This is a genomic window from Streptomyces sp. NPDC048111 (genome assembly GCF_043202815.1).
Lineage (GTDB): Bacteria > Actinomycetota > Actinomycetes > Streptomycetales > Streptomycetaceae > Streptomyces.
Genome location: NZ_JBIDBD010000007.1, coordinates 69,449 through 91,459, shown reverse-complemented (window position 1 = coordinate 91,459; position 22,011 = coordinate 69,449). Strand labels below are relative to the sequence as shown.

Annotated in this window: 24 protein-coding genes; 14 read left to right on the top strand and 10 right to left on the bottom strand. The window is 69.5% G+C overall.

From position 1 onward, the window contains the following. Both rpsR and rpmF read left to right on the top strand, forming a co-directional pair. Positions 1-237, top strand: coding sequence for a 30S ribosomal protein S18 (rpsR, locus tag ACGF3I_RS15065; protein WP_393131945.1), 237 nt, complete (start codon positions 1-3; stop codon positions 235-237). Positions 238-265: 28 nt separating this feature from the next. Then, the gene (rpmF, locus tag ACGF3I_RS15060) at positions 266-436 is read left to right on the top strand and encodes a 50S ribosomal protein L32 (RefSeq protein WP_393131943.1); all 171 of its coding nucleotides are present in this window, start codon (positions 266-268) and stop codon (positions 434-436) included. A 102-nt stretch (positions 437-538) separates the two neighbouring features. On the opposite strand, the gene ACGF3I_RS15055 is transcribed toward rpmF, so the two are convergent. After that, positions 539-1,624, bottom strand: a complete 1,086-nt coding sequence (locus tag ACGF3I_RS15055) for an ABC transporter substrate-binding protein (RefSeq protein ID WP_393131941.1) — start codon at positions 1,622-1,624, stop codon at positions 539-541. A 330-nt stretch (positions 1,625-1,954) separates the two neighbouring features. Here ACGF3I_RS15055 and ACGF3I_RS15050 point away from each other — a divergent pair, with 330 nt between their 5' ends. Together ACGF3I_RS15050 and ACGF3I_RS15045 are read left to right on the top strand one after the other, a co-directional pair. Then, positions 1,955-2,086: a hypothetical protein gene (locus ACGF3I_RS15050; RefSeq protein WP_393131939.1), complete on the top strand. Its 132-nt coding sequence runs from the start codon at positions 1,955-1,957 to the stop codon at positions 2,084-2,086. A 197-nt stretch (positions 2,087-2,283) separates the two neighbouring features. Beyond that, complete coding sequence (locus tag ACGF3I_RS15045) at positions 2,284-3,585, top strand: FAD-dependent monooxygenase (protein ID WP_393131937.1); 1,302 nt, start codon at positions 2,284-2,286, stop codon at positions 3,583-3,585. Positions 3,586-3,757: 172 nt separating this feature from the next. Here the strand turns inward: ACGF3I_RS15045 and ACGF3I_RS15040 are convergent, their stop codons facing one another. Then, the gene (locus ACGF3I_RS15040; protein ID WP_393131935.1) at positions 3,758-4,159 is read right to left on the bottom strand and encodes a DUF4240 domain-containing protein; all 402 of its coding nucleotides are present in this window, start codon (positions 4,157-4,159) and stop codon (positions 3,758-3,760) included. Then, the gene (locus tag ACGF3I_RS15035; protein ID WP_393131933.1) at positions 4,116-4,346 is read right to left on the bottom strand and encodes a DUF4240 domain-containing protein; all 231 of its coding nucleotides are present in this window, start codon (positions 4,344-4,346) and stop codon (positions 4,116-4,118) included. The genes ACGF3I_RS15040 and ACGF3I_RS15035 overlap by 44 nt, the downstream gene beginning before the upstream one ends. 401 nt (positions 4,347-4,747) lie before the next feature. On the opposite strand from ACGF3I_RS15035, the gene ACGF3I_RS15030 reads away from it, so the two are divergent. After that, positions 4,748-6,118, top strand: a complete 1,371-nt coding sequence (locus ACGF3I_RS15030) for an FtsW/RodA/SpoVE family cell cycle protein (protein ID WP_393132281.1) — start codon at positions 4,748-4,750, stop codon at positions 6,116-6,118. A gap of 506 nt (positions 6,119-6,624) precedes the next feature. Here ACGF3I_RS15030 and ACGF3I_RS15025 read toward each other — a convergent pair. Continuing rightward, on the bottom strand, positions 6,625-7,170 hold the full coding sequence (locus tag ACGF3I_RS15025; RefSeq protein WP_393131931.1) for a barstar family protein: 546 nt from the start codon (positions 7,168-7,170) through the stop codon (positions 6,625-6,627). 656 nt (positions 7,171-7,826) lie between these two features. On the opposite strand from ACGF3I_RS15025, the gene ACGF3I_RS15020 reads away from it, so the two are divergent. The 3 genes from ACGF3I_RS15020 to ACGF3I_RS15010 all read left to right on the top strand — a co-directional run bounded on the left by ACGF3I_RS15020 (position 7,827) and on the right by ACGF3I_RS15010 (position 9,855). Further along, positions 7,827-8,534 (top strand): DinB family protein, encoded by a 708-nt coding sequence (locus tag ACGF3I_RS15020; protein WP_393131929.1) that lies wholly within the window; start codon positions 7,827-7,829, stop codon positions 8,532-8,534. A gap of 230 nt (positions 8,535-8,764) precedes the next feature. Next, positions 8,765-9,115: a DUF4190 domain-containing protein gene (locus tag ACGF3I_RS15015; RefSeq protein ID WP_393131927.1), complete on the top strand. Its 351-nt coding sequence runs from the start codon at positions 8,765-8,767 to the stop codon at positions 9,113-9,115. 77 nt (positions 9,116-9,192) lie between these two features. Next, complete coding sequence (locus ACGF3I_RS15010; RefSeq protein WP_393131925.1) at positions 9,193-9,855, top strand: hypothetical protein; 663 nt, start codon at positions 9,193-9,195, stop codon at positions 9,853-9,855. Positions 9,856-10,132: 277 nt separating this feature from the next. On the opposite strand, the gene ACGF3I_RS15005 is transcribed toward ACGF3I_RS15010, so the two are convergent. Together ACGF3I_RS15005 and ACGF3I_RS15000 are read right to left on the bottom strand one after the other, a co-directional pair. After that, complete coding sequence (locus ACGF3I_RS15005) at positions 10,133-11,110, bottom strand: L-threonylcarbamoyladenylate synthase (RefSeq protein WP_393131923.1); 978 nt, start codon at positions 11,108-11,110, stop codon at positions 10,133-10,135. A gap of 312 nt (positions 11,111-11,422) precedes the next feature. Further along, positions 11,423-11,854: a MarR family winged helix-turn-helix transcriptional regulator gene (locus tag ACGF3I_RS15000; RefSeq protein WP_393131921.1), complete on the bottom strand. Its 432-nt coding sequence runs from the start codon at positions 11,852-11,854 to the stop codon at positions 11,423-11,425. 143 nt (positions 11,855-11,997) lie between these two features. On the opposite strand from ACGF3I_RS15000, the gene ACGF3I_RS14995 reads away from it, so the two are divergent. Beyond that, positions 11,998-12,576: a quercetin 2,3-dioxygenase gene (locus ACGF3I_RS14995; protein WP_393131919.1), complete on the top strand. Its 579-nt coding sequence runs from the start codon at positions 11,998-12,000 to the stop codon at positions 12,574-12,576. Between the two features lie 778 nt (positions 12,577-13,354). Here the strand turns inward: ACGF3I_RS14995 and ACGF3I_RS14990 are convergent. After that, positions 13,355-13,942: a TetR family transcriptional regulator gene (locus ACGF3I_RS14990; protein WP_393131917.1), complete on the bottom strand. Its 588-nt coding sequence runs from the start codon at positions 13,940-13,942 to the stop codon at positions 13,355-13,357. A 100-nt stretch (positions 13,943-14,042) separates the two neighbouring features. Here ACGF3I_RS14990 and ACGF3I_RS14985 point away from each other — a divergent pair, with 100 nt between their 5' ends. Continuing rightward, the gene (locus ACGF3I_RS14985) at positions 14,043-15,314 is read left to right on the top strand and encodes an MFS transporter (RefSeq protein WP_393131915.1); all 1,272 of its coding nucleotides are present in this window, start codon (positions 14,043-14,045) and stop codon (positions 15,312-15,314) included. 126 nt (positions 15,315-15,440) lie between these two features. Continuing rightward, a complete protein-coding gene (locus ACGF3I_RS14980) occupies positions 15,441-15,836 on the top strand; it encodes a nuclear transport factor 2 family protein (protein ID WP_393131913.1) in 396 nt (131 codons plus the stop codon). A 321-nt stretch (positions 15,837-16,157) separates the two neighbouring features. Here the strand turns inward: ACGF3I_RS14980 and ACGF3I_RS14975 are convergent, their stop codons facing one another. Then, entirely contained in the window at positions 16,158-16,748 is a 591-nt protein-coding gene (locus ACGF3I_RS14975) for a TetR/AcrR family transcriptional regulator (protein WP_393131911.1), read from the bottom strand. Between the two features lie 89 nt (positions 16,749-16,837). Here ACGF3I_RS14975 and ACGF3I_RS14970 point away from each other — a divergent pair, with 89 nt between their 5' ends. Together ACGF3I_RS14970 and ACGF3I_RS14965 are read left to right on the top strand one after the other, a co-directional pair. Next, a complete protein-coding gene (locus tag ACGF3I_RS14970; protein ID WP_393131909.1) occupies positions 16,838-17,803 on the top strand; it encodes an alpha/beta fold hydrolase in 966 nt (321 codons plus the stop codon). Positions 17,804-18,111: 308 nt separating this feature from the next. After that, positions 18,112-18,753, top strand: coding sequence for a hypothetical protein (locus tag ACGF3I_RS14965; protein ID WP_393132279.1), 642 nt, complete (start codon positions 18,112-18,114; stop codon positions 18,751-18,753). 251 nt (positions 18,754-19,004) lie between these two features. On the opposite strand, the gene ACGF3I_RS14960 is transcribed toward ACGF3I_RS14965, so the two are convergent. Further along, the gene (locus tag ACGF3I_RS14960) at positions 19,005-19,409 is read right to left on the bottom strand and encodes a hypothetical protein (RefSeq protein ID WP_393131907.1); all 405 of its coding nucleotides are present in this window, start codon (positions 19,407-19,409) and stop codon (positions 19,005-19,007) included. 357 nt (positions 19,410-19,766) lie between these two features. On the opposite strand from ACGF3I_RS14960, the gene ACGF3I_RS14955 reads away from it, so the two are divergent. Beyond that, positions 19,767-20,213 (top strand): hypothetical protein, encoded by a 447-nt coding sequence (locus ACGF3I_RS14955; protein WP_393131905.1) that lies wholly within the window; start codon positions 19,767-19,769, stop codon positions 20,211-20,213. Between the two features lie 140 nt (positions 20,214-20,353). Here ACGF3I_RS14955 and ACGF3I_RS14950 read toward each other — a convergent pair whose 3' ends face one another. After that, a complete protein-coding gene (locus ACGF3I_RS14950) occupies positions 20,354-21,643 on the bottom strand; it encodes a peptide ligase PGM1-related protein (protein ID WP_393131903.1) in 1,290 nt (429 codons plus the stop codon). Between the last annotated feature and the right edge of the window lie 368 nt (positions 21,644-22,011).

Here is a 22,011-nt window from a genome sequence, read left to right as displayed (position 1 = left end):
ATGCCCCGTCTGACCAAGTCCCCCCACTCGCCCAGGAACCGGCCGAACCCCCTCGACGCCGCCGGCATCACACACGTCGACTACAAGGACACCGACCTGCTGCGGAAATTCCTCTCCGACCGGGGAAAGATCCGCAGCCGCCGGATCACCCGGGTCACCCCGCAGCAGCAGCGACAGATCGCCGCGGCCGTCAAGAACGCCCGCGAAATGGCTCTCCTCCCCCACTCCTCCCGCTGACCTTCACCTCCCTCATCAAAGGACCGTCATGGCCGTCCCCAAACACAAGATGTCCCGCAGCAACACCCGTCACCGTCGCGCACAGTGGCGTGCCACCACCCCGGCACTCGTCCCCGTCACGATCGACGGAAGCGCGTACTTGGTACCCCAGCACCTGCGCAAGGCATACGAGCGCGGCCTTCTGCGCCCGGAGGACTGACGCGTTGGACCGGGACGCGGCAGGCCGACCCGTCGGCCTGCCGCCGATGACTGTCCTTCCCGTCCGGGTTCACTGGTGCGCGCAGACGGTCCTGGGATGCGGTCAACCGGTGCGCAGGACCCGAAAGCGGTCGAAGTCCTTCGGGTCCCGGTCGACGACCTGAACCGGGGGCCAGACCCACTGCCACACACCGGTTTCCGGCGTACGGGAGAACCGGATCCGCCCACGGGTGCCCTCGACCTCCACATGCCCCCACGACTCCGAGATCCGTGCGCGGTCCCTGCCGGCGGAACGCATTGCTTCCGCCAGGACGGTCACCGTGTCATGGCCCTCGAACGCGACGAAGGACGGCGCTTGGCCCAGCTGCTCGCGCAACGCCTTCTCGACCCGCGCGCCGAGTGGGCTCATTCGCTCGGGCAGATAGCGGAGGAAGGGCACGGCGCAGCCGTCGTCGCCGAGCAGTCGCACCCATTCGGCGAGTTCCGGCTGCCCCGCCGGAGCGCCTATCAGGACGCCCGTGAGCCGTCGGTCGCGGCGGACGGCCCGGACAATGGGAACTGCCGGGTCCGGCTGGCCGACCAGGAGGAGCAGGGCCGTCGCGTCGCACTGTGCGAGTTCGTCGCAGACGGCCGCGGGGTCGAGCGCGGCCGCATCGATCTCGACGAGGTCGCCGCCGTGCGCGGCCAGGTGCTCCCGGAGGATGTGGATCCCGGCCGTCCAGTAGGCACTGGGCTGGGTGGCTACGGCGATGCGGCGGTGACCGGCGTCGAGGAGGAAGTCCGCGTAAATCCGCCAGCCGTGCGACTGCGCCGGGCACAGGCGCGCCACCCACCGTGTGGGCTGCTCGACCAGCTCGTCGAGGACGGCCGATGAGCACAGGTACGGCACCCCGAGGGCGTCGGCCCTGGCTGCGACGGAGCGGGCGACGACGCTGTGGTACTCCCCGGCCAGTGCGCTCACGCCCAGCGCTGCGAGTTCCTCAATGGCTGCCTCGGCCTTGCGCGGATCGGCGGCGGTGTCCCGAACCAGGAGCTCCAGCGCACTGCCGTTGACCCCGCCGGCTTCGTTGACCTCGCGAACTGCCAGCTCCAACCCGGCGAGCAGATGCCGGCCCGCCTCCAGCCACCCGGGCCGGGTCAGCGGAAGGAGCGCGCCGATGCTAATGGCCGAGGACGGTGACGTACTCATACGGGGTGCCTCCCAGATGTCCAGCCGGCGCAAGCGGCCCGGACCGCCGCACGGCACGGCGCGCAGGACCGCGGGTGGCCGGCCCTGGTGCGCGGTGCGCGCAGTCGAGGCGGGCGCGCTGCGGGATCATGGTGGTCATTGCATCGGCTGCCGTCGCTCGAAGGCAAGCGAAATAGGTTCACCAGGTCAGAGCGAGTGCCGCTGCTGCGCCCGGCCTCAGCGAACTGGGGCTTGGAGGAGTGGTGAGCCCCCGTCGAATGAGCCGCCCCCCGCCCGCAGGTGCAACTTGCCGGGCCCTAACGGGATTCCAAGCCATATGCTGCCTTGACTATGGAAGACAGTCGACACGAAGCTGACGCATGGCGCCAAGGGCGCAACCCGCAGCGCCGAAAGATCGGGGTGCTCGGCTGGACGCTGCTGATCCTGTGCGCGATCGCCTTGTTCGCCCTCTGGCCCTACTGAGCCGGTACGGGCGCTCCGCCCACCCGGACCGCTCCGCACCCGCCCGGATCCCGGACGCCGGCCCGCGCGTTCGTAGGAGCGCGGACGCACCTTCGGCCGTACCGATGAGTTTGGTGTCCATGCGCAGTCGAAACCCCTGAGTCCACCGACGGCGGTGGGAGCCCGAGCCGGAAACGTCCCGGCGCGGGAGCAAGCATGTGGAGGCAGTGGTGGGCATCGACGACTCCGAGCGGGAGCGCAGCGTCCGGACGGGCGAGCAGGGGATGCGGGTGAGCGGTCCCAGGGTGCTGGTTGCGGGGGCGAGCATCGCGGGACCCGCGCTCGCACATTGGCTGCGCCGGCGGGGCGCCGAGGTGACCGTGGTGGAGCGGGCCCCCGAGCTGCGTCCCGGCGGCCAAGCGGTGGACGCACGCGGGGTGGCCCGGGAGGTGATCGGGCGCATGGGGCTCGACGCGGCGGTCCGCGCCGCATGCACCGACACCGCCGGCGCGCACACCGTGGACGCGGACGGACAGGTGCTGGAGACCTTCCGTGCGGACGACGACGGCGGCGACGGGTTCATCGCGGACATCGAGATCCTGCGCGGGGACCTGTCCCAGGTGCTCTACGACGACACCCGCGACGGTGTCGAGTACATCTTCGGCGACCGGATCGCCGAACTCGCCCAGGATGCGGACGGGGTCGACGTGGTCTTCGCGGGCGGCGGGAAACGACGCTTCGACCTGGTGGTCGGGGCCGACGGGCTGCATTCGGAGCTGCGGGCGATGGCGTTCGGACCGCATGAGCGGTTCCTGCGCCACCTCGGGCACGTGCTGGCCTTCTACAGCGTGCCCAACGAGTTCGGGCTGGACCGTTGGCTGCTCGAACACCAGGACCACGAGTCCGGGCGCTCGGCCCTCCTGCGTCCCATTCAGGACGCCACCCGGGCGATGGCCATGTTCTACCTTCCCTCGACCGACTTCGACGTCGACCACCGTGACATCGAGTCACAGAAGCGCCTGCTGCGCGAGCGGATGGCGGGTCTGGGCTGGCGGACCCCGGGCATCCTGGCGCACCTGGACGACACCCCGGACTTCTATCTCGACCAAGTCGCCCAAGTGGTGATGGACCGCTGGTCGAGCGGACGGGTGGGGCTGCTCGGGGACGCCGCATTCAGCTCCTCACCGATGTCCGGACAGGGCACCGGACTGGCCCTGGTCGGCGCCTACCTCCTGGCGGGAGAACTGGCCGCCGCGGGATGGGACCCCGACACCGCGTTCACCCGCTACGAGACGCGGATGCGCCCGTTCGTCGAGGCCAACCAGGAGATCGGCCGCCTGAACGCCCGCAGCCGCGACATCCCGGGCCCGGACACCGAGCCGCGCCCCGACTTCACCGGCGCGTGGTTCACCGACCTGGCCGGACGCGCAATCAACGGCATCGAGCTGCCCGACTACGCCGGGGTGCCCGATTCGGCAGCCCCAACCGGATCGCCGAACACCTCGTCAGCCAAGCCGTAGCTGCGCAGTTGGTTCAGCTCACGCTGGCTTGGGAGTTCCAGCCGGAACCGAGGCGGTGGCGGTCCTGGGAAGTCCCGCACCGCTCACCCGCGTACGTCCGCAACGCATCCAGGACCGTGACGGGCCACGAGGCCATGCCTGCCGCCACCTACCAGCTCGTTGGCTCGCGTACTCAGTGATCACAGCGCTCGAGGAAGAGTGCGGCCAGCCGGGGAAGGCGGGCGTGCATCTCGGATGCGTTGTCGAAGTCGAAAACCTCGCCCATATCGGCAGGCCGGTGGTTGGTTTGCGGTCCGCAGAACTGATCGTAGTCGTGGTGGAAAATGCAGGCATCCTCGCCACCGCAGATGCGCTCGTAGGCGTAGGAGGCCGCGTATGTGACTGTCTCGTTGAACAGCGCCTCGTCACAACCTTCGGCTGCCGCTGCGATGACGTCTGGATGCTGGGCGAGAACGTCAGGTGCGATGGATGCCCGGGCGTACCAATCCCGGCCCTGGGCCATGAGCCCGGACCGGAAGTCCATGAAGGCGTCATCGGAGCATCCTCCGCCGATCAGATAGGCGGCTGCCCACATGTCCCAGCGGTAGATCGCCCCCGTGGAGCTGATCGAAGCGCTGCTGGTACTCGAGGATCGTCCGCTTCGATGTCGCCGCGAGGCGGTCGACCAAGGCCGATGCGAACGCTTGGCCTTGGTCGGCGGAGGCCGAAGCTGCGTCGATGCGTGCCGTGTCGATGACCGTCCAGAAGTCGTCGATGTTCATGACCACACCGTCTCATCGGGTACTGACAACCGGCTGCGGAGTTGATCGTGCCGCTGGGTCGTGGAGGCGTGCCGGTGGGCATGGGGAATGTCGATGGTTCGCAGGCTCGCCAATTGGCCTGGTCCCGCTGGCCGTTCGCTTCCGCGGGGTGATCTGGTACAACCACCCTGAACTGCTCAACGCCCTGGCCCGCAGTGCAAGCCGATGGACAAGTTGGCGAGAAGCAGCACCTCCGGGAACCGGTCGAGGCCGGTGATCGTCTCCCGGCACGTCACCGCTGCGGGGCACCGGGTCCGCGGCGGGTGTCATGAGGGGGGTGTCCCAATGAAGGACTGGTGCGGGTGCTGACAGGGGTCGACCGGCAAGGGGGGCAACGAGCCGGGCAGGACGTCGCGCACACGATGTCGTTCGCGGCGTTCGCGCGGGCGCCCAACCGGCGGCGTACCGAAGCGGGGCTGCTGGCCCTCGTCGTAGCGATCACGGTGGGCGCCTACGCGTACACCGGTCTGTCGATGGCCGGCAGCCTGCCCGCAGGGCTGGCGGAGTTCGCTGCCTCCGTGTCGCTGCTGGCGCTGGTGCCGCACCTGGCCGTCCGGCGCTGGGCGGCACGGGCGGATCCGCTGATCCTGCCGGTGGCGCTGCTCCTGACCGGTCTCGGCCTGGTGCTGCTGTACCGGCTCGACGTGGCCTACCGCGCGAGACCGGATCTGAAGATCGCCCCGGTAGGAAACGGCCAGTTGGTGTGGACGGTCATCGCGGTCGGCCTGTGCATCGGGGTACTGCTCGTGGTGCGCGAGCACCGGTGGCTGCAGCGGTACGTCTACGTCACCATGGCCGTCGCCCTGATTCTGCTGATGGCACCCGCCTTCTTCGGTGCCGACCAGTTCGGCGCCAAGCGGTGGATCATGCTGGGGCCGCTGTCGGTGCAGCCCGGCGAATTCGTGAAGATCATGATCGCGGTGTTCTTCGCGGGCTACCTCACCGTCAACCGCGACGCGCTCGCCCTGACCGGACGCCGCTTCCTCGGAATGCGCCTGCCGCCCGGGCGCCAACTCGGGCCCATCGTGACCATCTGGGCACTCAGCCTGCTCGTGCTGGTCTTCGAGCGCGACCTCGGCACCTCCCTCATCTTCTTCGGACTGTTCGTGATCATGCTCTACCTGGCCACCGAACGGACCAGCTGGGTGGTGTGCGGCCTGCTCATGGCGGTGGTCGGGGCGGGAGTGGTTGGCTCCGTCGAACCGCACGTACACGGCCGGGTGGCCGCCTGGCTCCACCCCATGGACGCCTTCACCGACGCCGGACGTAAGGCCGGCATCTCCGAGCAGCTCGGCCAGGCACTGTTCAGCTTCGGCAGCGGCGGCTTGACCGGCAGCGGACTCGGCCAGGGCCATCCGGAGCTCATCAAATTCGCGGGCAACAGCGACTTCATCCTCACCAGCGTCGGCGAGGAACTCGGCCTGGCCGGGGTGATGGCGGTGCTCACCCTGTACGCGCTGCTGGCCCAACGGGGCTTCAGTGCCGCCCTCTTGGCGCGCGACCCGTTCGGCAAGCTCCTCGCCGTCGGCCTCTCCAGTGCCCTGGTACTCCAGGTGTTCGTCGTCACCGGCGGTGTCACGGGCCTCATCCCGCTGACCGGGAAGGCATTGCCCTTCTTGGCCAAGGGCGGCTCGTCCATGGTCGCCAACTGGCTCATGGTCGCCCTGCTGATCCGCATCAGCGACAGCGCCCAACGGCGGCGGGAACCGATAGCACCTAGGGGTGGTTCGTGAACCCCGTCATCGCGCCCGACCGCCGGGCACGACATGCGTGCGGGGCTCTGAGACATGCGCTGCGGCGGCATCCGCCGAGATACGACCGCGACGTGGGCCGCCGGGACGGGATGAGATCCATGGTTGAGCTTTTCTCGCGGAGACCACTCCCGTGTCGCCGAAGCGTCCGCTGTATCGGCAGTCAAAGCCGACCCGGACAAGACCGGCGTCCATCCCGGCGTGGCGACCACCGCGACAGAAGCGCCGGCCATGCAGCGGGGTGCAGAAGAACGGCGTCAACGAACAGGCGCCACCGACGGCCGCGCTCAGACGTAGCCGTAGGAGTCGATGAGGGCTGGGAGCGACGGGCGGACCGGGCCACTGTGGTGGTGCCGTCCCGGAGGCAACCGGAGGAAGTTCGCAGGCGGGGCGTGCCGTCATCAACAGCCGTCGAGTGATGGGCTGTTGCTCGCTAGTGGAAGCGCCCACTCAGGAGTTCAGGTGGTTGGCTGGGGCGGCCCAAACCGTCAATCAGTCGTCGTCCAATGTTCGTGGCGCAGGTGTTCAGAGCGAGACTGGAGGATGTCCAGGGCCTCGTGGATCGAGCAGTCGAGATGGTGTCGGAATAGCTTGAGGGCCTCGATAGTCAATCCGCTGAGGAGCTCCTGGTCCGCGAAGGAGAGCGGGCCGGCCGTCCATGCGGCGTCCGCGGGATCTCCACCGGGCCAGTCGGTGTCGGCCAGGGTGGCGAGCAGGCGGCCGTCCGAGAGCGCCACCGCCACGCCCACACCGCGCGCCGCCTTCTCTGCGAATGCAACAGGTGCAGCGTGGTCCAGAAGGAAGACGAAGTGCTGGGCTGTGCGCGGCCGCCACTCATCGAGCTCACCGTCTCCGTCCAGGCGCAGGTTGGAATGCCAGGCTGCCTGGGCGAGCACTGATACGAACACCCCGAGGAAGTCCGTCCTCAACAGGTCGTCCGCGTGCTCGATGAGGATCGCGAGATCCTGGTTCCCATGGCCGGGGCCGTGCCAGTCGTGGAGGCAATCCGCGAGCGCGTCCCAGTTGTGGGCCATCCCGCAGTTGCTGACGGGACGTTAAGGGGCAGCCGCAGGCCCCGTGCGGGAGTCGCGGCTCATCTGACAGGCCCGGTGGCATCCACCTCGCTCGGAGCGCTGGGCGAGCCCGACTTGATCCATGGCCACTTGGCGATGCAGGCCACGACAGGGGCAACCAGCATGGTCAGCAGCCACAGGCCCACGCTCGCTGGAGAGTAGATGGAGTAGCGCCACTGCTCTGGCAGGGGTGCCGGCGCGAGAAGAAGAGCGACCAGCACGCCCCACGTGGCCAGCACAACTGCGGACATACGCGCTGCGGTCATTCCCATAGACCTCTCGCCGGCGCCCACCTCTTCGCCTGTGATCATAGAGGGCCGAGATGACCGCACCGCGACCGGTGCCGAACGGCGTCCGAGACGTCCTTTGAAGGCGGCTCACCGGCTGGACCCTGCCCACCCGGCAACCGGTGCAGCTGCGCGCGGGTAGGGGACGCGGCCTACGCGCAGCGCCCGTGGAGCTTGCAGCTGAGGGAGGAGGCTGTACTGGTCATGGAGCTATCGGCGACGCAGGACCCTGAACATACGTCAACTCGCCCCGAAATTGGGGGCTTTCAAGCATGCGGCGGACCGATCATCTACGAAAAGATCAGTACTATGCGGGGCATGACACGGTACGTGGACGAGGATCTGCGCGGGGTGGAGTTCCGCGAGTGCGATCTGACCGGGGCACGCCTGATCGGCGTCGTCACGCAGGATGCCGTGATCGACGGGCCCGTCACCAACGTCGTGGTGAACGGTGTCGAAGTCACCGAGTACGTCGAGGCAGAGCTCGATCGGCGCCATCCGGTGCGGGTGCTGATCCGCTCCGAAAGTCCTGCCGATCTGCGCGAGGCTTCCCGTCAGCTCCACGCGGGCTGGGCAGCCGCGATCGAGCGCATGCGCCGGACGCCTGGCATCGAGCGCCGCAGCGTGAACGACGAGTGGTCGGCCGTGGAGACGATGCGCCACCTGGTCTTCGTCCACGACTCATGGTTCCGCCGCTGCTGCCTGGGCTCGACGGAGCTGTTCACGCCGATGGGCATCGGGCCGGCCGTCGAGCCCTATCGTGGAGCGCACGGGCTCGACCTCTCGCTCGATCCGGGCTTTGACGAGATCGTGAACGTGCGTAACGCACAGACCGCCGAACTCGAGGCCTGGCTCGCCGAGATCACCGCTGTACAGCTCGCAGCGCGAGCGCCGGTGCCCGACGACGACGTCTGGCCGCCGTACGCCCGGGGCCGCTCGGTGCGGCAGTGCCTCGGCACGGTGCTCAACGAGACGTTCGAGCACCTCGGTTTCTGCCTGCGCGACCTCGACCTGATCGCGGCACAGGACGCCGAGTAGGGGCGACCACGGGCTCGACACCTTGCGGGGGCGACCCCAAGGCCCACGGTGTGCCAGAGGTAGCGGCGCTGCTCTTCGGCGTACCGCCGGCCCTGTCGATACCCCCGTCGCCGCGGACGTATCCGCGCCGTCGCTGACGCCGGCCCCCATCGCCAAGTCGTCAGGCCTACGTGAACACAGCGCTCCGGTGGCCGCATCGACCGTAATGGCGCCTTGTTAGGCTTCCGCCCGTGGTTGACGTGGGGGAAGAGGTATGGGCAGAGCCGGAGAACCGGGCCGCTGCCATCGGCATCATCGCGGCTCTGCTCGCGGCCGTCGTGGCGAGCGGCGGCATGCTGACGGCGCCGGTGAGTTTGTATACGCCGGCCACGCTGGGCTGGTTCGTGCTGATGGAGTTGTCGGCCTGGACGGCGATCCTGGCCGGGCACGTGGCCCGTCGACGCGCCAAACGGCACAGCCTGCCGGGCCGTTGGTGGGCGCTCGTCTGCGTCCTGACGGGCTGGGTGTGCTCGCTGTACGCGGGTTTGGTCACGCTGGTTTCCCTCGGTGAGTTCGCCCTGCTCTTCAGCGTCTTTCACTGAATGAACTCCCAGGCCGGAAAGGTGAGGTGAAGGCCGCTGTGTTCGGCAGGAGAGAGGCACTTCCGACGGTCGCCCCCATGCCGTGGGACGCGGAGGGCCCGTTCATGATCGGCGAGGTGGTGCGCCCGGCCGCTTCCCGGCGGAAGAAGCTGGTCGGCCGCCACGCCGTGCGCAGGTCGGTGACCATTGATGGGGTGCGGTACTTCGCTGCGGCTGCCTTCATCGAGCAACAGGACCCGGGAAGCCGGATATACACCCTGCACGACGCCACCCAGGCGCAGGAGGTGGTGTGCACCGTCGCACCCGCCGACGGAGCGGGTGGTGAGCGGTATCTGGTGCGTGATGGTGCGGGGCACGAACTCGGCGTGGTCTTCCGTACCGGCGCGGCCAAGCGCGCGGTACAGCACGGGTGGTGGCTCAGGCAGCCGGGTCACCCCGATGTCGTGGCGCGCTACCACTGGGCCAGGGGCAGCGCCCGGGACATCGCGTCACGCGGCACGGACACCGCCGTTCGAGGCGCGGGCAGTCTGGCCGCCTCCGTCGTCGAGTCCGTGCTCTTCGGCGAGCTGGCAGGCCAGGACACCAACCACACACGCCCGAACAGGCCCGTCACCTGGCGGGCCGGCGACGAGGTCGCCCTGACCGCAGGGCACACTCAAGGCGTCAAGTCCTATATACCGCACGCGAGTTGGCTCGACCGCCGGTTGGCCTTCGCGCTGGCGGTCCTGCGCCACGATTGATTCGAGCACCACACCTCGATCCCAGGGGACGGCGAAGCCCCCTGGGTTCGGACGCGGCATACGTCACGTGGACTCCGTTTCGACTGCGCGGAGCGGCTACGGATGGCAGAAGCCGGCCGCCTTCGGCAGCCACGCGGAGGGGGTGCCGCTCGGCGGCGGGCCCGCCGGTCCGGATTCCGCGGACACGAGAGCCTTCTGCCACTCGTCAAGGAGACCGGCACCGGCATCCGTCTGGTCCTTCAGAAACCCGCCGGGCCCTGGCCGCCCCCGTCGCCGCCTACACGTCAGCCCGGGGCCCCGCGGCGCGGCGAAGCCGGTTGGCGATCGCCAGGCCCAGGCCTTCCTCCGTCGGCAGGGACGCGACGATCAGGTCGCACCCTTGCTGGTCGAGCTCGCGCAGGAACCCGTACAGCCCCTGGGCGTAGGCATCCAGCGACGCGGGCACGGCCATCACGGCGTGCGCCTTCACTTCGGCACCGAGGAGGGACGGGGGCAGGAAGACGCCTACCCGATGCCCAGCCTCCTGGGCGAGTTGGGCTTCGTCCACGACCCTCTCCGGCTCGACCAGCACGACCCGTGCACACGGCGCGTAGTGCGACGGGTGCTGGCCCGGCACCCGGACGCTACTCGTGGACGGGACCGCGACCGGGTGACCCAGGACCGCCTCCAGGTCCTCACGCGTCACCCCTCCCGGCCGCAGGATGCTCGGGGTCTCCCCCGTGACGTCGACGATGGTCGACTCGACACCGACCTCGCAGGATCCGCCGTCCAGGACGAAATCGACGGCGTCACCGAGTTCCGCGCGGACGTGGGCGGCGGTGGTCGGGCTGACCGATCCGAAACGGTTGGCGGAGGGGGCGGTGACGCCGCCGCCGAACGCCGTCAGCAGCGCGAGAGCCGCCGGGTGATCGGGCACGCGCACGGCCACCGTCTCCAGACCACCCGTCGCTTCCAGCGGCACCCGGTGTCCGCGCCGCAGCACCAGGGTCAACGGCCCGGGCCAGAAACGTTCGGCCAGCACGCGCGCGGCCGCGGGCACGTCCTCCACCCAGTCGTCCAACTGATCCGCGGCGGCGATGTGGACGATCAGCGGGTGCGAGGGCGGCCGGCCCTTGACCTGGAAGATCCGCGCGACGGCGGCGGGGTCTTCGGCGTTCGCGCCCAGACCGTAGACGGTCTCGGTCGGCAGGGCCACCAGGCCCCCGGTGCGCAGCACACCCGCCGCCCTCTCGATGTCACTGGCTGTTGCCGTCACCCTTGAATTCCTTTCATCCTTGCCGCCCGCCGCGTTCACGGCCTCATCGGCGCGTCGACCGGGCTCACGCTCTGTGCCGCGTCCATGATGCCGCCTGGCGGACGGCTCCATCGCCGACTCGGTCCCGTCGCTGCCGAGTGCAGCGCGTACGGCGCGCGGCCACAGCCGTCGCGCAACCGCTGAAGCCCGAGTACGCCCCCCCCGGGGCCTCCGGGCCCACGCCCGTACAAGCCCGGCGTGATGAGGCTTGAACGTGCTGCGGCGCCGGGTGCCGGGCCGCTAGGTCGGGCGGGATGAGCCGTGCACTGCCCGTCAAAGGGCGGGCGGATCCCCCCACGGCGTTTCCAGAGCCGTCCTGAGCGCATCCACCGCTTGGCGGCCGATCCGCTGAGCGAGCTCCGCTTCCAGCCTTTCCAGAGCGTGGAGTGCCTGGCGGTGTGCGCGGGCGCCGTCCTGGGTGCGGCGGATCAGGCGTTTTCGGTCCGAGGTGGGGTGGGGGATCTGTTCCAGCAGGCCGGCTGCGACCAGGCTGTGCACCGCCTGGTGGCCGGTCTGCCGTGTGACGCCCATGCGCTGGGCCAGCTCGGAGATGGTCGTGCCCTCCTCGTCCAGGGCGGCGAAGAGCTGAAGCTGCGTGGGCGTCACCGGCGGCGCGCCCGCGGTGGTCATGGCCGCCTGCAGCGCCTGGTCGAACCAGCTGCGGGCGTCATTGAGCAGCTGAGGGAGGGTGCGACTGGTCGGCATCGGTTCCTCATGAGGTCTGGTCGGGCACGGCGTGAGTCCGTGTTGTCGGCGGGTGGCTTGGTTGTCGGCGGGTGGCCTGCGACTCAGCTCCGGATAATGTCAGGCTACCTGACGTTATTTTCGCGACCCTTCCGGGAGAGACGATGACCATCGAGTACGCCACCCGTTACCGGCGCGCCTCACGCATACCCGCGGACCCGGGCAAGCCCTACTTCATCGAAAAGGGCGAGGGCGACCGGGCCCATCTGTTCGGCGATCTGATCACCGTCTACGCGGGCGGGGAGCAGACCGGGAACATGTTCAACTTCTTCACCGTGGAGGGCCCCAAGGGCGACATCATCCCGGCCCACCTCCACCCCGAGACCCATGAAGTCTTCTACGTCACGCACGGCGCAGTCCGCCTGTTCGTCCAGGACACCGAAGGCAATCAGCAAGAAAAGCTCCTGACGCCCGGCGACTTCGGCTTCGTACCGAAGAACTGTCCGCATGCCTACCGCATGGAGCGCCACCACAGCCAGGTCGTCGGCGTCGCCGCGGGCCCCGGCGGCACCTTCGAGCGCTTCTTCGAAAACCTCGGCACACCAGTCGAGCAGCTCGGCCTGCCCGTCAAGCCCGTCGTTCCGTCCCCCGAAAAATTCCGCACTGTTCCGCAGCAGTACGACGTCCGCTTCCTGCCCGACCATCAATGGCACACCCGGCAAACAGCGGAGGGTGGCCGCTGATCGGCCCCTCCCTCCCCCGCCCTTGATGCAACTCGCTGCCCAGCGCTGTGGTAAGTGGCTGGTCCTGTCCTGCTCGGTGCCGGGCTGTCGGGCTGCCGGGCTCGTGACGCTCCTTCACGCGAGCCGTCCGAGCGCGGTCTGCCCGCCCTGCACGACCGCGCTTTCGCAGTCCGGACCGGCCCCGGCCACGGCACGGGAGCCGGCGGCAGAGGCGGTGCGGGCCGGCAGCCCGGCTTCTGGCCGGTGGCTGGGTCGGCTGTCCCGGAAGCCGGCCCGGGAGAGCTGGGTCGGGCGACTGGGGTCCGCACGGCGGAGCAAAGACATCGCGACTCCGGCGTATCCGGTCATGTACCCCGGATAGGGCAGGTCGGGATGGTCGGTGTCCCAGAGCAGCCTGCCGTCGGCGACCCTGACGAGACCACGCCACCGGGCGATTCCGGCGCCGCCGACGATTCCAGCACCTTCGGCCTCTGCGATGAACCGCAGCAGCGCGCGATGTATCCGGTTCGCACCCGGTCGCCAAGTGGGGCGCGGGGTCGGCCGCGAGAGGCCCGAGACATTCGACTGTCGGCAACGGCGGCAGGGCCTGACCTCTGTTCGGAACCTGCCCACACGGAGCCAGGGCGTACGGTCGAAGTCTGAAAGCAATACTCAACTGGCCGCCGGCCGACGCACGTTCAGCCTCAAGGTCGGCCTACTCGACCCCTTGGTGGGCGACCGAGCCGATCGCCGTCAGCCAGCCGGCCGTTCACATCGCCCGAGGTCCACGACCGGCGAGTCACACGGCTGGCGGAGCAGCCCCACCGGGCCCGCCTTGCGTCGGCAGAGCCCGGACGGCTTCAGCGATCGCAGGGCGGAGTTGGTCGAGGTTCTCTTCCCGGCCGAGGATCATGCGCCGGAGTTGGGGCATGGCCAGGCTCCAGCCGACCAGGCCGAGGGTGAAGAACAGACGCGTGCGCGGGTCGGCTTCGCCGTCCGTTGCCTGTGCGGCGCGGAGCTTGTCCTGGTAGTGCCGCGTGCGGGCTTCCTCGCCGGGGACGGACTGGTCGCCGAGTTCGAGGGCTTCCCACATCAGCAGGCGCAGGGCCTCGGGATGGGCGCGGTGGTAGTCGAAGAGACGCTCGGCGTAGGCGGGCAGGTCGTCGTCGCCCGGCGGGACGGCCTGGGCAAGATCGGCCATGAGTCGTTCGAGCACGGCGGCGAAGAGCCTGCTCTTGTCGCCGAAGTAGTCGTAGATCGCCCGCTTGTTGGCCTTGGCCTGGGCGGCGATGCGGTCCACGCGGGCGCCGGCGACGCCGTGGGCGGCGAACTCGGTGGCCGCTGCGGTGAGGATGCGTTCCTTGGTCGCCGCGGAGTCGTATGCCATGCCTCGATAGTAACGAACCAGTTCGTTTGACGATCGTGCCGCAGTCTGCGACTCTCCTTTCCAGCTTCCGAACCATCTAGTTCGTTCGATTGGAGTTCAGGTGTCCCCGAGCAATCCGCCCGCCTCTCCCGAGCACGAGTCAGCAGGGCTGGGGCGGCGACTGCCGCTGGTGATGGCCCTGGCATGCGGCGTCGGCGTGGCCAACGTGTACTTCCCGCAGGCGCTGACCCCTCTCATCGCCGAGAGCCTCGGCATCGCGCCGTCCGCCGCAGCCGGCCTGGCCACGCTCACCCAACTCGGCTACGCGGCCGGGATCCTTTTCCTGGTCCCGCTCGGCGATCGGCTTCCGCGCCGTCCCCTGATCACCGTCCTGCTGGCGGTGGCCGCCTGCGCTCTCCTGGCCGCCGGCCTCGCCCCAACCGCCGCTCCCCTGATAGCCGCCGGTGTCGTGGTCGGAGCGGCGACGGTAGTACCCCAACTGCTGTTACCCATGGCGGCCGGCCTGGCCGCTCCAGATCGGCGCGGCTCGGTGATCGGCACCCTGCAGGGCGGTCTGATCGGCGGGATCCTGCTGGCCCGCACCTTCGGCGGGGTGCTCGGCGAACATCTCGGCTGGCGCGCCCCGTACCTGGTCGCCGCCACCCTGACCGCCCTGCTCGCACTCGTCCTTGGCCTGGCCCTGCCCGCCACCACCGTCTCCGTCCGCGACCGGTACCCGGTGCTGCTCGTCGGCACCGTACGGATGGTGCGCACCGAGCCGGGCCTGCGCCGCTCCGCCCTGTACCAGGCCGCCCTCTTCGGCGGATTCAGCGCCGCCTGGACCGCTCTCGCCCTCCTCATCACCGGCCCGCGCTATCACCTGGACACCCAGGCGGTCGGCATGCTGGCGCTGATCGGCGCGGCCAGCATGTTCTGCGCCCCGGCCGCCGGGCGCTGGGTGGACCGACACGGCGCTGACCGCGTGAACGCCTGTTGCATCATCACCACCCTCGCCGCCTCAGCCGTCCTCATGCTGGGCAGCACGGGCGGCGCGGCGGGACTCGCCGCGCTCACCGTGGGGCTTCTGCTGCTGGACGTCGCGTTGCAGTGCAGCCAAGTCGCCAACCAGGCCCGCATCTTCGCCCTGCGCCCCGAGGCCCGCAGTCGCCTCAACACCGCCTACATGACGTGCTCGTTCCTCGGCGGCAGCGCCGGCTCCTGGCTCGGCATCCGCGCCTACGGGCACCTCGGCTGGCCAGGAGTGTGCGCATGCATCGCGGCCGCGGCCGCTCTCGCCCTCGGCGCCCTTCTCGCCGGCCGCCGGCGTCCCCCACACCACGCAGACTCGTCCGCCACCCCGACCGTGACGCCGCCCATGAGCACGCCACGGTGACGGCCCGCCGGACTTACGCGCGGTCACCGCCCCGGGGGCGACCACCACCCCGCCCCGCGGCCACCGCCCCCGGGGCCGACCACCACCCCGCCCATCTGCAGCGCCCACCAACTCGAAGGAATCTTCATGACCTTCCCGGCCATGCCCCCCGCCATCCTGCAGTTCTTCCGCGCCTCGCAAGAAGGTGACGCCGACACCTGGGCCGAGGCGTTCGCCGAGAACGGGGTCTTCCACGACCCCATCGGCACGCCGCCGATCACCGGGCGCACCGCGATCAGGGACTTCATCGCCTCCGTCCTGCCCAACTTCCATCCCTTCCTCGGGCTGACTCCCGTCGAGGCCTACACCGTGGGCAACCACGTCGCTGTTTCCTGGCACGGCGCCGCCGTCACTCTGGACGGCAGTCCGGTCAACTGGTCCGGAATCAACATCTACGAACTGGACGACATCGGCCTCATTCGGGAGGCGAAGGCGTACTTCAATCAGTCCGTCTTCAAGGCCCAGTTGGGGGCTGCCTCGTAACCGGTCCCTGCCACGAGAGTGGTCGTCCGAGGTCGATCCTGCGTCCCGTTCTTCGGGGGCGGCGTCGGCCTCGGCTCGCCCCCTGCGACCGCACGGAACAGCAGCGCATGGCGGGGGCCGCGCGAACCCCCTGTCGGAACAAGGGACTTGGTCGCTGCGCATGGCGGAGGCCGTACCGAGGCATAGCTCGTTGCCCTCGATGTTCTGGGGCCTGAACCTCCTCCGAGAGCGCGAGAGGGGAGCCGGCTCCCGGGGACCGCTCAGGTGCCCCGTGCGCCGCAGGCCGTGCCGGGAGAGCGCTCGGCCGTGCCTACGACGCTGTCAGCCCTGGGCGGTCAAGGCATGCGCCAGCGCGCCCATGCTGATGTCGATGACCGCGCGAAGTTGCTTCTGGCTCGCCTTGGCCCGGCTCATCACGGCCAGCGACTGGTTGACGGCGGCCATGTGCACCGCGAAGGCGTCCGCATCGTCCACGGGAAGCCGCGTGGACTCCAGTGCGGCTCGCAGTCGCGCACGCTGAGAGCCCAGGGCCTCGTGCGCACGTGCGGCGATGGCGGGGCTGAGCACCGGCGCGGCCATCGCGGTCTGGGCGATCAAACACCCGTCAGGCACCTCGGGGTCGGCGATGCGCCGGAGGGTGACCTCGAAGAACGCTCGCAGCGCCCGGACCGGTTCGCCGGACGCGCGCGAGAGCGCCTCGTCGTATCTGCTTCCGTAGCGGGCGCTGTAACGGTCCAGGCAGCGCAGATAGAACGAGTCCTTGTCGCCGAACGAGGAGTAGAGGGAGCTGCGGTTCAACCCGGTGGCCCTGGACAGGTCGTCCACCGAGGTGTCGGCGTATCCCGCCCGCCAGAACTGGATCATCGCCGCGTCGAGCGCGACGTCCACGTCGAACTGCTTCTTCCCGGCCATAGCCAGTGCACCTCGTTCCCGAACCAGCCGCTACGGCTTGATCCATCCCATCTTGAACTGGTCAGTCCAGGATACATTAGGCTCGGGCCATGACCGACGACACCAGCACGCCGAGCAGCCCCCACGACCAGAGCCTTCCGCCGACGGGGCTGCCGCTCCATGAGCTTGCCGGGTTCACCCACGACTGGATCGACGCGGGAGGAATCCGGCTGCACGCGGTGCAGGGTGGCCGCCCGGTCGGTCCTACCGTCGTCCTGCTCGCGGGCTTTCCGCAGACCTGGTGGGCCTGGCGAAAGGTGATGACACGCCTCGCCGAGCGGTTCCATGTCATCGCGATCGACCTGCCGGGCCAGGGCCACTCCGACTGCTCCCCGGGAAGCTACGACACCCACACGATGGCCTCCCACATACAGAGCGCGCTCACTCGTCTCGACGTGCCGGAGTACTGGCTCGTCGCCCACGACATCGGGGCCTGGGTCGCCTTCTCACTGGCCCTGGACCACGAGGAGCGCCTGCGCGGTCTCGCTCTGCTCGACGCCGGCATCCCCGGGGTCTCCCTCCCGTCCGCCATCCCGACGGACCCCGAACGGGCTTGGAAGACTTGGCACTTCGCCTTCCACCTCGTGCCCGACCTACCCGAAACCCTGCTCTCCGGTCGCGAACGCGAGTACGTCGCCTGGTTCCTGAAGGCCAAGGCCCTGTCTGCCGACGCCTTCAACGACGCCGAGATCGACCACTACGCCGCAGCCCTCGCGGCCGACGGCCGCCTCGCCGCGTCCCTGGGCTACTACCGCGACGCCGCGGATTCGGCGCGCGAAAACCACGACGCCCTCGCACGACGAGGGCCCCTGACCCTTCCCGTCCTGGGAATCTCCAGCTCGCACGGCTCCATCCCCGACATGGCCGCCTCCCTCAAGCCGTGGGCGAACAACGCCACCGGCGTCGTCATCCCAGAGGCGGGACACTTCATCCCCGACGAGCAACCGGAGGCCACTGTGGACGCGCTCACCGCATTCATCGATCGCCACCATGCCGGGGAGCAGCACAAGGCCTGACGTCCCGTTCACACACGGACCGCTTTCACCTCGCACCTCAAGTCGTCGAGGCATCGAGGTGCGCCGCTTGGTCGACGCGTCGGTCCGCCGCGCGGCGCGCCACCGGGGCAGCGCGCATCGCGCAATTGGTCACCTCGGGTTCGGGGCGCCAACAAGGCCTGGGGAAAGGGGACTTCAGCCCGCCAGCAGTCGCATCGGCCCCGCAGGTGCACCTCGCCATGCCGGTTGCGGGCGGCGAGGGCTCGGGGCCGCAGCGGAAAAACGTGGCGACACACCCGCGGGTCCTGCATGATCCGCATGTGATTGTCATGCAACCCGTCCTGGAGATCTTCGCCTCCGACGACTTCGAGCTCTGGCCGGTCAGCGCGCACTCGTCCTACGGCTACCTCGTGCTGCACGGGAAGCTGACGTCGGCGGAGACCGGCACGGCCGTCATGCGAATCGCCGACTGCAACGGCATCGCCCCGGAAAAGGGAGAAGAGGGAGACGGGGCGCGCGAGCCCGACGCGCTCGCGAGCTTCCTGCACGGGCTGCTCACCCAGCCCGACCTGCTCGCCGCCGGCGGATTCCGGGTGACTGACGACGCCACGGACACCGTCCTCATCGAGCCGGGCTGTTGCAACGGCCTGGAAGCCTGGCGGGACTGGCTCGACGTGCTCGACGGCGCCGGCTGCGCCTACTTCGGCCACGATCCGTCCTCGACGGCCGAACGCGTCGACGACATCGTCCGGCTCACGCTCGACGCTCACGCGGCCGCCGGCAACCCCGTGACCGAGTTGCCGGCGGATCAGGTGCGCGGGCTCGTCGCCGGCGCCCAGCAAGACCTGCGCGACTTCCTCGATCTCGCCGCGACCTGGGCCGAGGAACATCTGCCGACCCATGCGGCGGCGGTCACCACTGCACTGGCGCGTGCGCTGGACCTGGCTCCCCCACCATGCCCAGCTTCCTGACGCACCGAGCGCGCGTGCAAGACGCGGGGCTTCCCCTCCATCGGCCTTCGGCGGCCGGGACCGCAGCGATGGTGTCGGTGCCCCAGCCAGCCATATTCAGCGGTGCTGATGCCCATGGGGGCGGGCGGAATCCGCTCCCCGCCCCGGCGTGACCAACAAGACTCAGCAGGGATGCCACCCCAACCAGCACCCCAACCTCGTCAAGCATTTGCGGTAGACGCTCCGGCCAATGCCGTTGCCGCTCGACGCGTTCATTCGTCAGCACCGACCACGCGATCGCGATACGCCTGGAACCCATGCCACCCTGTCACCTCTCGCGCGGTGACCAGACCCCCCGTGGAAATGTCCAGCGCGTCGCAGCCGAGTGCGTGCGCGATCCGGGCTATGAAGTCGAGCACGTCGTCTCCATAGCCCCGGATGTGCAGCATGATCGAGTCCACGGGGTCACTGGAACCGATATTGAGCTCCATGTTCCAAGTGGGGCCGGGTAGTTCTCCCCATGCGGGGTCCGTGAGGTCGACGTCGGGAACCGTCGCCCGCAGGGTCGCAACGACGTCCGCCGTCCAGCCCATCGGGGGCGGACTGAAGCCGTCGGGTATGTCCTGTACCGCAGTGACCCCAGCGGGCAGGCGGAGGAGCAGCACGTCCCAGCTCATGATGGCCTTCCGAGTGAGCAGCGAGCGATAGCCGGCGAAGGGCCGGCATATCGATGTGGTAGCGCCCATCGTGGCAGCCACCACTGACATCGACCGCGCAAACACCTGAGACGTCCCCCTGAGACTCGTCGTCAAATGATTCCGAGGAGTGGATCGCCTCGGCGGGGTCAGGATTTGTCGTCATGAACTGACCTGTCCTGCAATGGAGTTCGCACTTCTGGGCCTCTCAGGGGCGATGCCGGTTCGTTGACGCATGGGCGATGGAGGGCAGGTGACCTGCAATTGGAACGGGCGTTGCGTGAGTGCCGGCACCATCGGGTGCGGGTGGTTGTCAGTGTCGCGTGCAAGCATCGTGGCATGCCCATGTGTGACTACTTCTCAGCTCCCCACGACGATGCGGCCGTCGGCATTCTCGACCAGCCCGGCGGCCCCGGCGCTTCAGGGTTCGACGTGGTTCCCCTCGCGGGTATCGATCCGTGCGTGACGATGGCCTCACTTGAGGCGATCCTCACCGGCTGCACCTACGACGAGGCGTCGGCCCGTCCCCGCGCTGGCCGGATTCTCTCGTCTCCCGACCACGAGAGCGCGTTCATCATCAGCCTTTCCGACACCCTCCAAGAGGCCTTGGCTTCAGCGTCGCACCAAGGTTTGGCCGACGCCGCTGCTGCGTGGGCCGAGACGGACGAGCTCCGGGCCTCTGGGGTCACCGGCGACACCGCCGACGAAGTGCTGATCCTGCTGTCCACGCTGGCAGCCCGTGCCGGCGCCGGGCAGCGACGCCTGTACTGCTGGTGGGCTCTGTAGACGCGGCGCCCATGGCCGGGGGCGTGGGCAGGGCACGGCCGTGGCGCTCCTGCAACGGGTGGATGTGACGGCGACCGTCGGCCAGCTGCACGGCCCGGAGCAACCCGGCAGCGGGAGCCGGGCCCAGCCAGGCACCCCTCTCAATTCCTCCCCTTCGGCCCGCCCTGCGCAGACCCCAGAGCCGCTGTCAGCCGAGCCTCCAGCTCGGCAAGGCGGGCGCGGTCGGGGGCGAGGGCCGCGTACCGCCAGCCGCGACCGTCCTTCGGACGATCGGTGTACAGGAGTACGCCCTCGACATCGCCGGGCCGGAAGTCGAGACCGGCTTTGTCCAGTCGGGCGACCGCCCTGTCGAAGGAGAGCCGCGAGCCGGTCCTGACGGTTCCGGTGGACCAGGCCGGCGCCGGGTGGCCGGCACGGGTCAGACGCGTCACGAGCGCGTGGGCCGTGGTCGTCGCGGTGCGCCGGACGTTGCACTCCAGCGCGTACAAGGTTCCGCTCCGGTCGGCCACGGCGTCCAGGCTGTAGGGGCCCCGGTAGCCGGTCGCCGCCAGGTGCCGACCCAGCGCCCGGGTCCAGCCCGCCAATTCCTCGCGGGTCTTTTCCGGCAGGTCGTCGAGAGGCGCGCGGTAACCGGTGAAGGATCCGCCACTCATGCGCATCTCCCCGTCGTAGGGGACCTCGACGCCGGCAGCGGTCACCTCGCCCTGTGCGCTGACGGCCCGCGCGTCGGCCACGTACCGTTCCACAACCCATCGGCTGTGCGGGGGCGGTGCCGGCCGCGACCGGTCGTTTCGGGTGACGAAGCGCAGGCCGTGGCCGCCGGCGGAGCGGTCGGGCTTGACGACCACTTCTTCGTACGTGCTCAGGAGTTCCCCGATGACGCGGCCGAGCTGCGCGCCCGTGCACACCACCCCGTGGGGCAGGCGCAGGGCGAGTTGCCCGGCGCGGATACGGAAGCCGGACTTCGTGTTCAGTTCGGCCACCGCCCGCAGAACATCGGGACGCGGCCTACCTGCTTCGTAGGGAAGGACGGGGATGTCGAGGTCCGCGGCGAGAGCTATGGAGGCCGCGTCCAGCGCCGTCGGGAGCAGCCGCGCCCCCGGAGCGTCGCGAACCATGGCACGCAGGGGTCGCAGGAGCCCCTGCCCCTTCAGCGCTTGGGACATCGGCAGGCCCGGCGTGTCCGGCAGCGTGACAACCCTGACCGAGTTTCGGGGTGTGCCCAGCCGTTCTGCGACGTAGCGACGGAAAGGTTCGCTGATCGGTACCGGGGTGATCACCACATCGCCGGGCCGCGTCAGCCACAACTTGCGCGGCGCCTGCTGCGACCACTGGCGCTGGATCGACACCTCACGCGCACCGACCGCCAGCGGAGACTCGAAATTGGCCAGTACGACAAGAGCGGCCGGATCCTCGCACTCGGTGTTCATGGCACACAGCCTTCCACGACCTGAACGCACTGACCTGTCATTCGCGAGGCTCGCTCCCGACACGCGGGACGGCCACCATGCCCGCCCAGGCGCTCGTCCTTTCAGCCGATACGCGCGCCTTGCCCGTTCTCTACCGTGGGGGCGTAGTGGTGCGTGACCTGGTCAGGAGAGGAGATTCCATGCCGGTTGACGCCGTTCGGCCGCGAGGGGCGATGAGCGTGCTGGGCCGAGTGCTGCGCCGAGTCAATACCCACCGTTCCGGCCGGCACTCCGCCCGGCGAGTACCTGGTCCGCGTCAGCAGTCAGGGCATGATCGACGCCTACAGCCGTCCGATCCACGTCGTGGGCGACGACATCGGGGGCCAGGA

What these genes read in the sequence shown, in the direction of transcription:
- rpmF (WP_393131943.1), top strand. Translation starts at nt 266, where the DNA reads ATGGCCGTCCCCAAACACAAGATGTCCCGCAGCAACACCCGTCACCGT.
- ACGF3I_RS14960 (WP_393131907.1), bottom strand. Translation starts at nt 19,409, where the DNA reads ATGAGCTGGGACGTGCTGCTCCTCCGCCTGCCCGCTGGGGTCACTGCG.
- ACGF3I_RS15035 (WP_393131933.1), bottom strand. Translation starts at nt 4,346, where the DNA reads ATGAACATCGACGACTTCTGGACGGTCATCGACACGGCACGCATCGAC.
- ACGF3I_RS14965 (WP_393132279.1), top strand. Translation starts at nt 18,112, where the DNA reads ATGCAACCCGTCCTGGAGATCTTCGCCTCCGACGACTTCGAGCTCTGG.
- ACGF3I_RS14970 (WP_393131909.1), top strand. Translation starts at nt 16,838, where the DNA reads ATGACCGACGACACCAGCACGCCGAGCAGCCCCCACGACCAGAGCCTT.
- ACGF3I_RS15050 (WP_393131939.1), top strand. Translation starts at nt 1,955, where the DNA reads ATGGAAGACAGTCGACACGAAGCTGACGCATGGCGCCAAGGGCGCAAC.
- ACGF3I_RS14955 (WP_393131905.1), top strand. Translation starts at nt 19,767, where the DNA reads ATGCCCATGTGTGACTACTTCTCAGCTCCCCACGACGATGCGGCCGTC.
- ACGF3I_RS14990 (WP_393131917.1), bottom strand. Translation starts at nt 13,942, where the DNA reads ATGGCATACGACTCCGCGGCGACCAAGGAACGCATCCTCACCGCAGCG.
- ACGF3I_RS15055 (WP_393131941.1), bottom strand. Translation starts at nt 1,624, where the DNA reads ATGAGTACGTCACCGTCCTCGGCCATTAGCATCGGCGCGCTCCTTCCG.
- ACGF3I_RS15010 (WP_393131925.1), top strand. Translation starts at nt 9,193, where the DNA reads ATGCCGTGGGACGCGGAGGGCCCGTTCATGATCGGCGAGGTGGTGCGC.
- ACGF3I_RS14995 (WP_393131919.1), top strand. Translation starts at nt 11,998, where the DNA reads ATGACCATCGAGTACGCCACCCGTTACCGGCGCGCCTCACGCATACCC.
- ACGF3I_RS14980 (WP_393131913.1), top strand. Translation starts at nt 15,441, where the DNA reads ATGACCTTCCCGGCCATGCCCCCCGCCATCCTGCAGTTCTTCCGCGCC.
- ACGF3I_RS15000 (WP_393131921.1), bottom strand. Translation starts at nt 11,854, where the DNA reads ATGCCGACCAGTCGCACCCTCCCTCAGCTGCTCAATGACGCCCGCAGC.
- rpsR (WP_393131945.1), top strand. Translation starts at nt 1, where the DNA reads ATGCCCCGTCTGACCAAGTCCCCCCACTCGCCCAGGAACCGGCCGAAC.
- ACGF3I_RS15025 (WP_393131931.1), bottom strand. Translation starts at nt 7,170, where the DNA reads ATGGCCCACAACTGGGACGCGCTCGCGGATTGCCTCCACGACTGGCAC.
- ACGF3I_RS15030 (WP_393132281.1), top strand. Translation starts at nt 4,748, where the DNA reads ATGTCGTTCGCGGCGTTCGCGCGGGCGCCCAACCGGCGGCGTACCGAA.
- ACGF3I_RS15040 (WP_393131935.1), bottom strand. Translation starts at nt 4,159, where the DNA reads ATGTGGGCAGCCGCCTATCTGATCGGCGGAGGATGCTCCGATGACGCC.
- ACGF3I_RS14975 (WP_393131911.1), bottom strand. Translation starts at nt 16,748, where the DNA reads ATGGCCGGGAAGAAGCAGTTCGACGTGGACGTCGCGCTCGACGCGGCG.
- ACGF3I_RS14950 (WP_393131903.1), bottom strand. Translation starts at nt 21,643, where the DNA reads ATGAACACCGAGTGCGAGGATCCGGCCGCTCTTGTCGTACTGGCCAAT.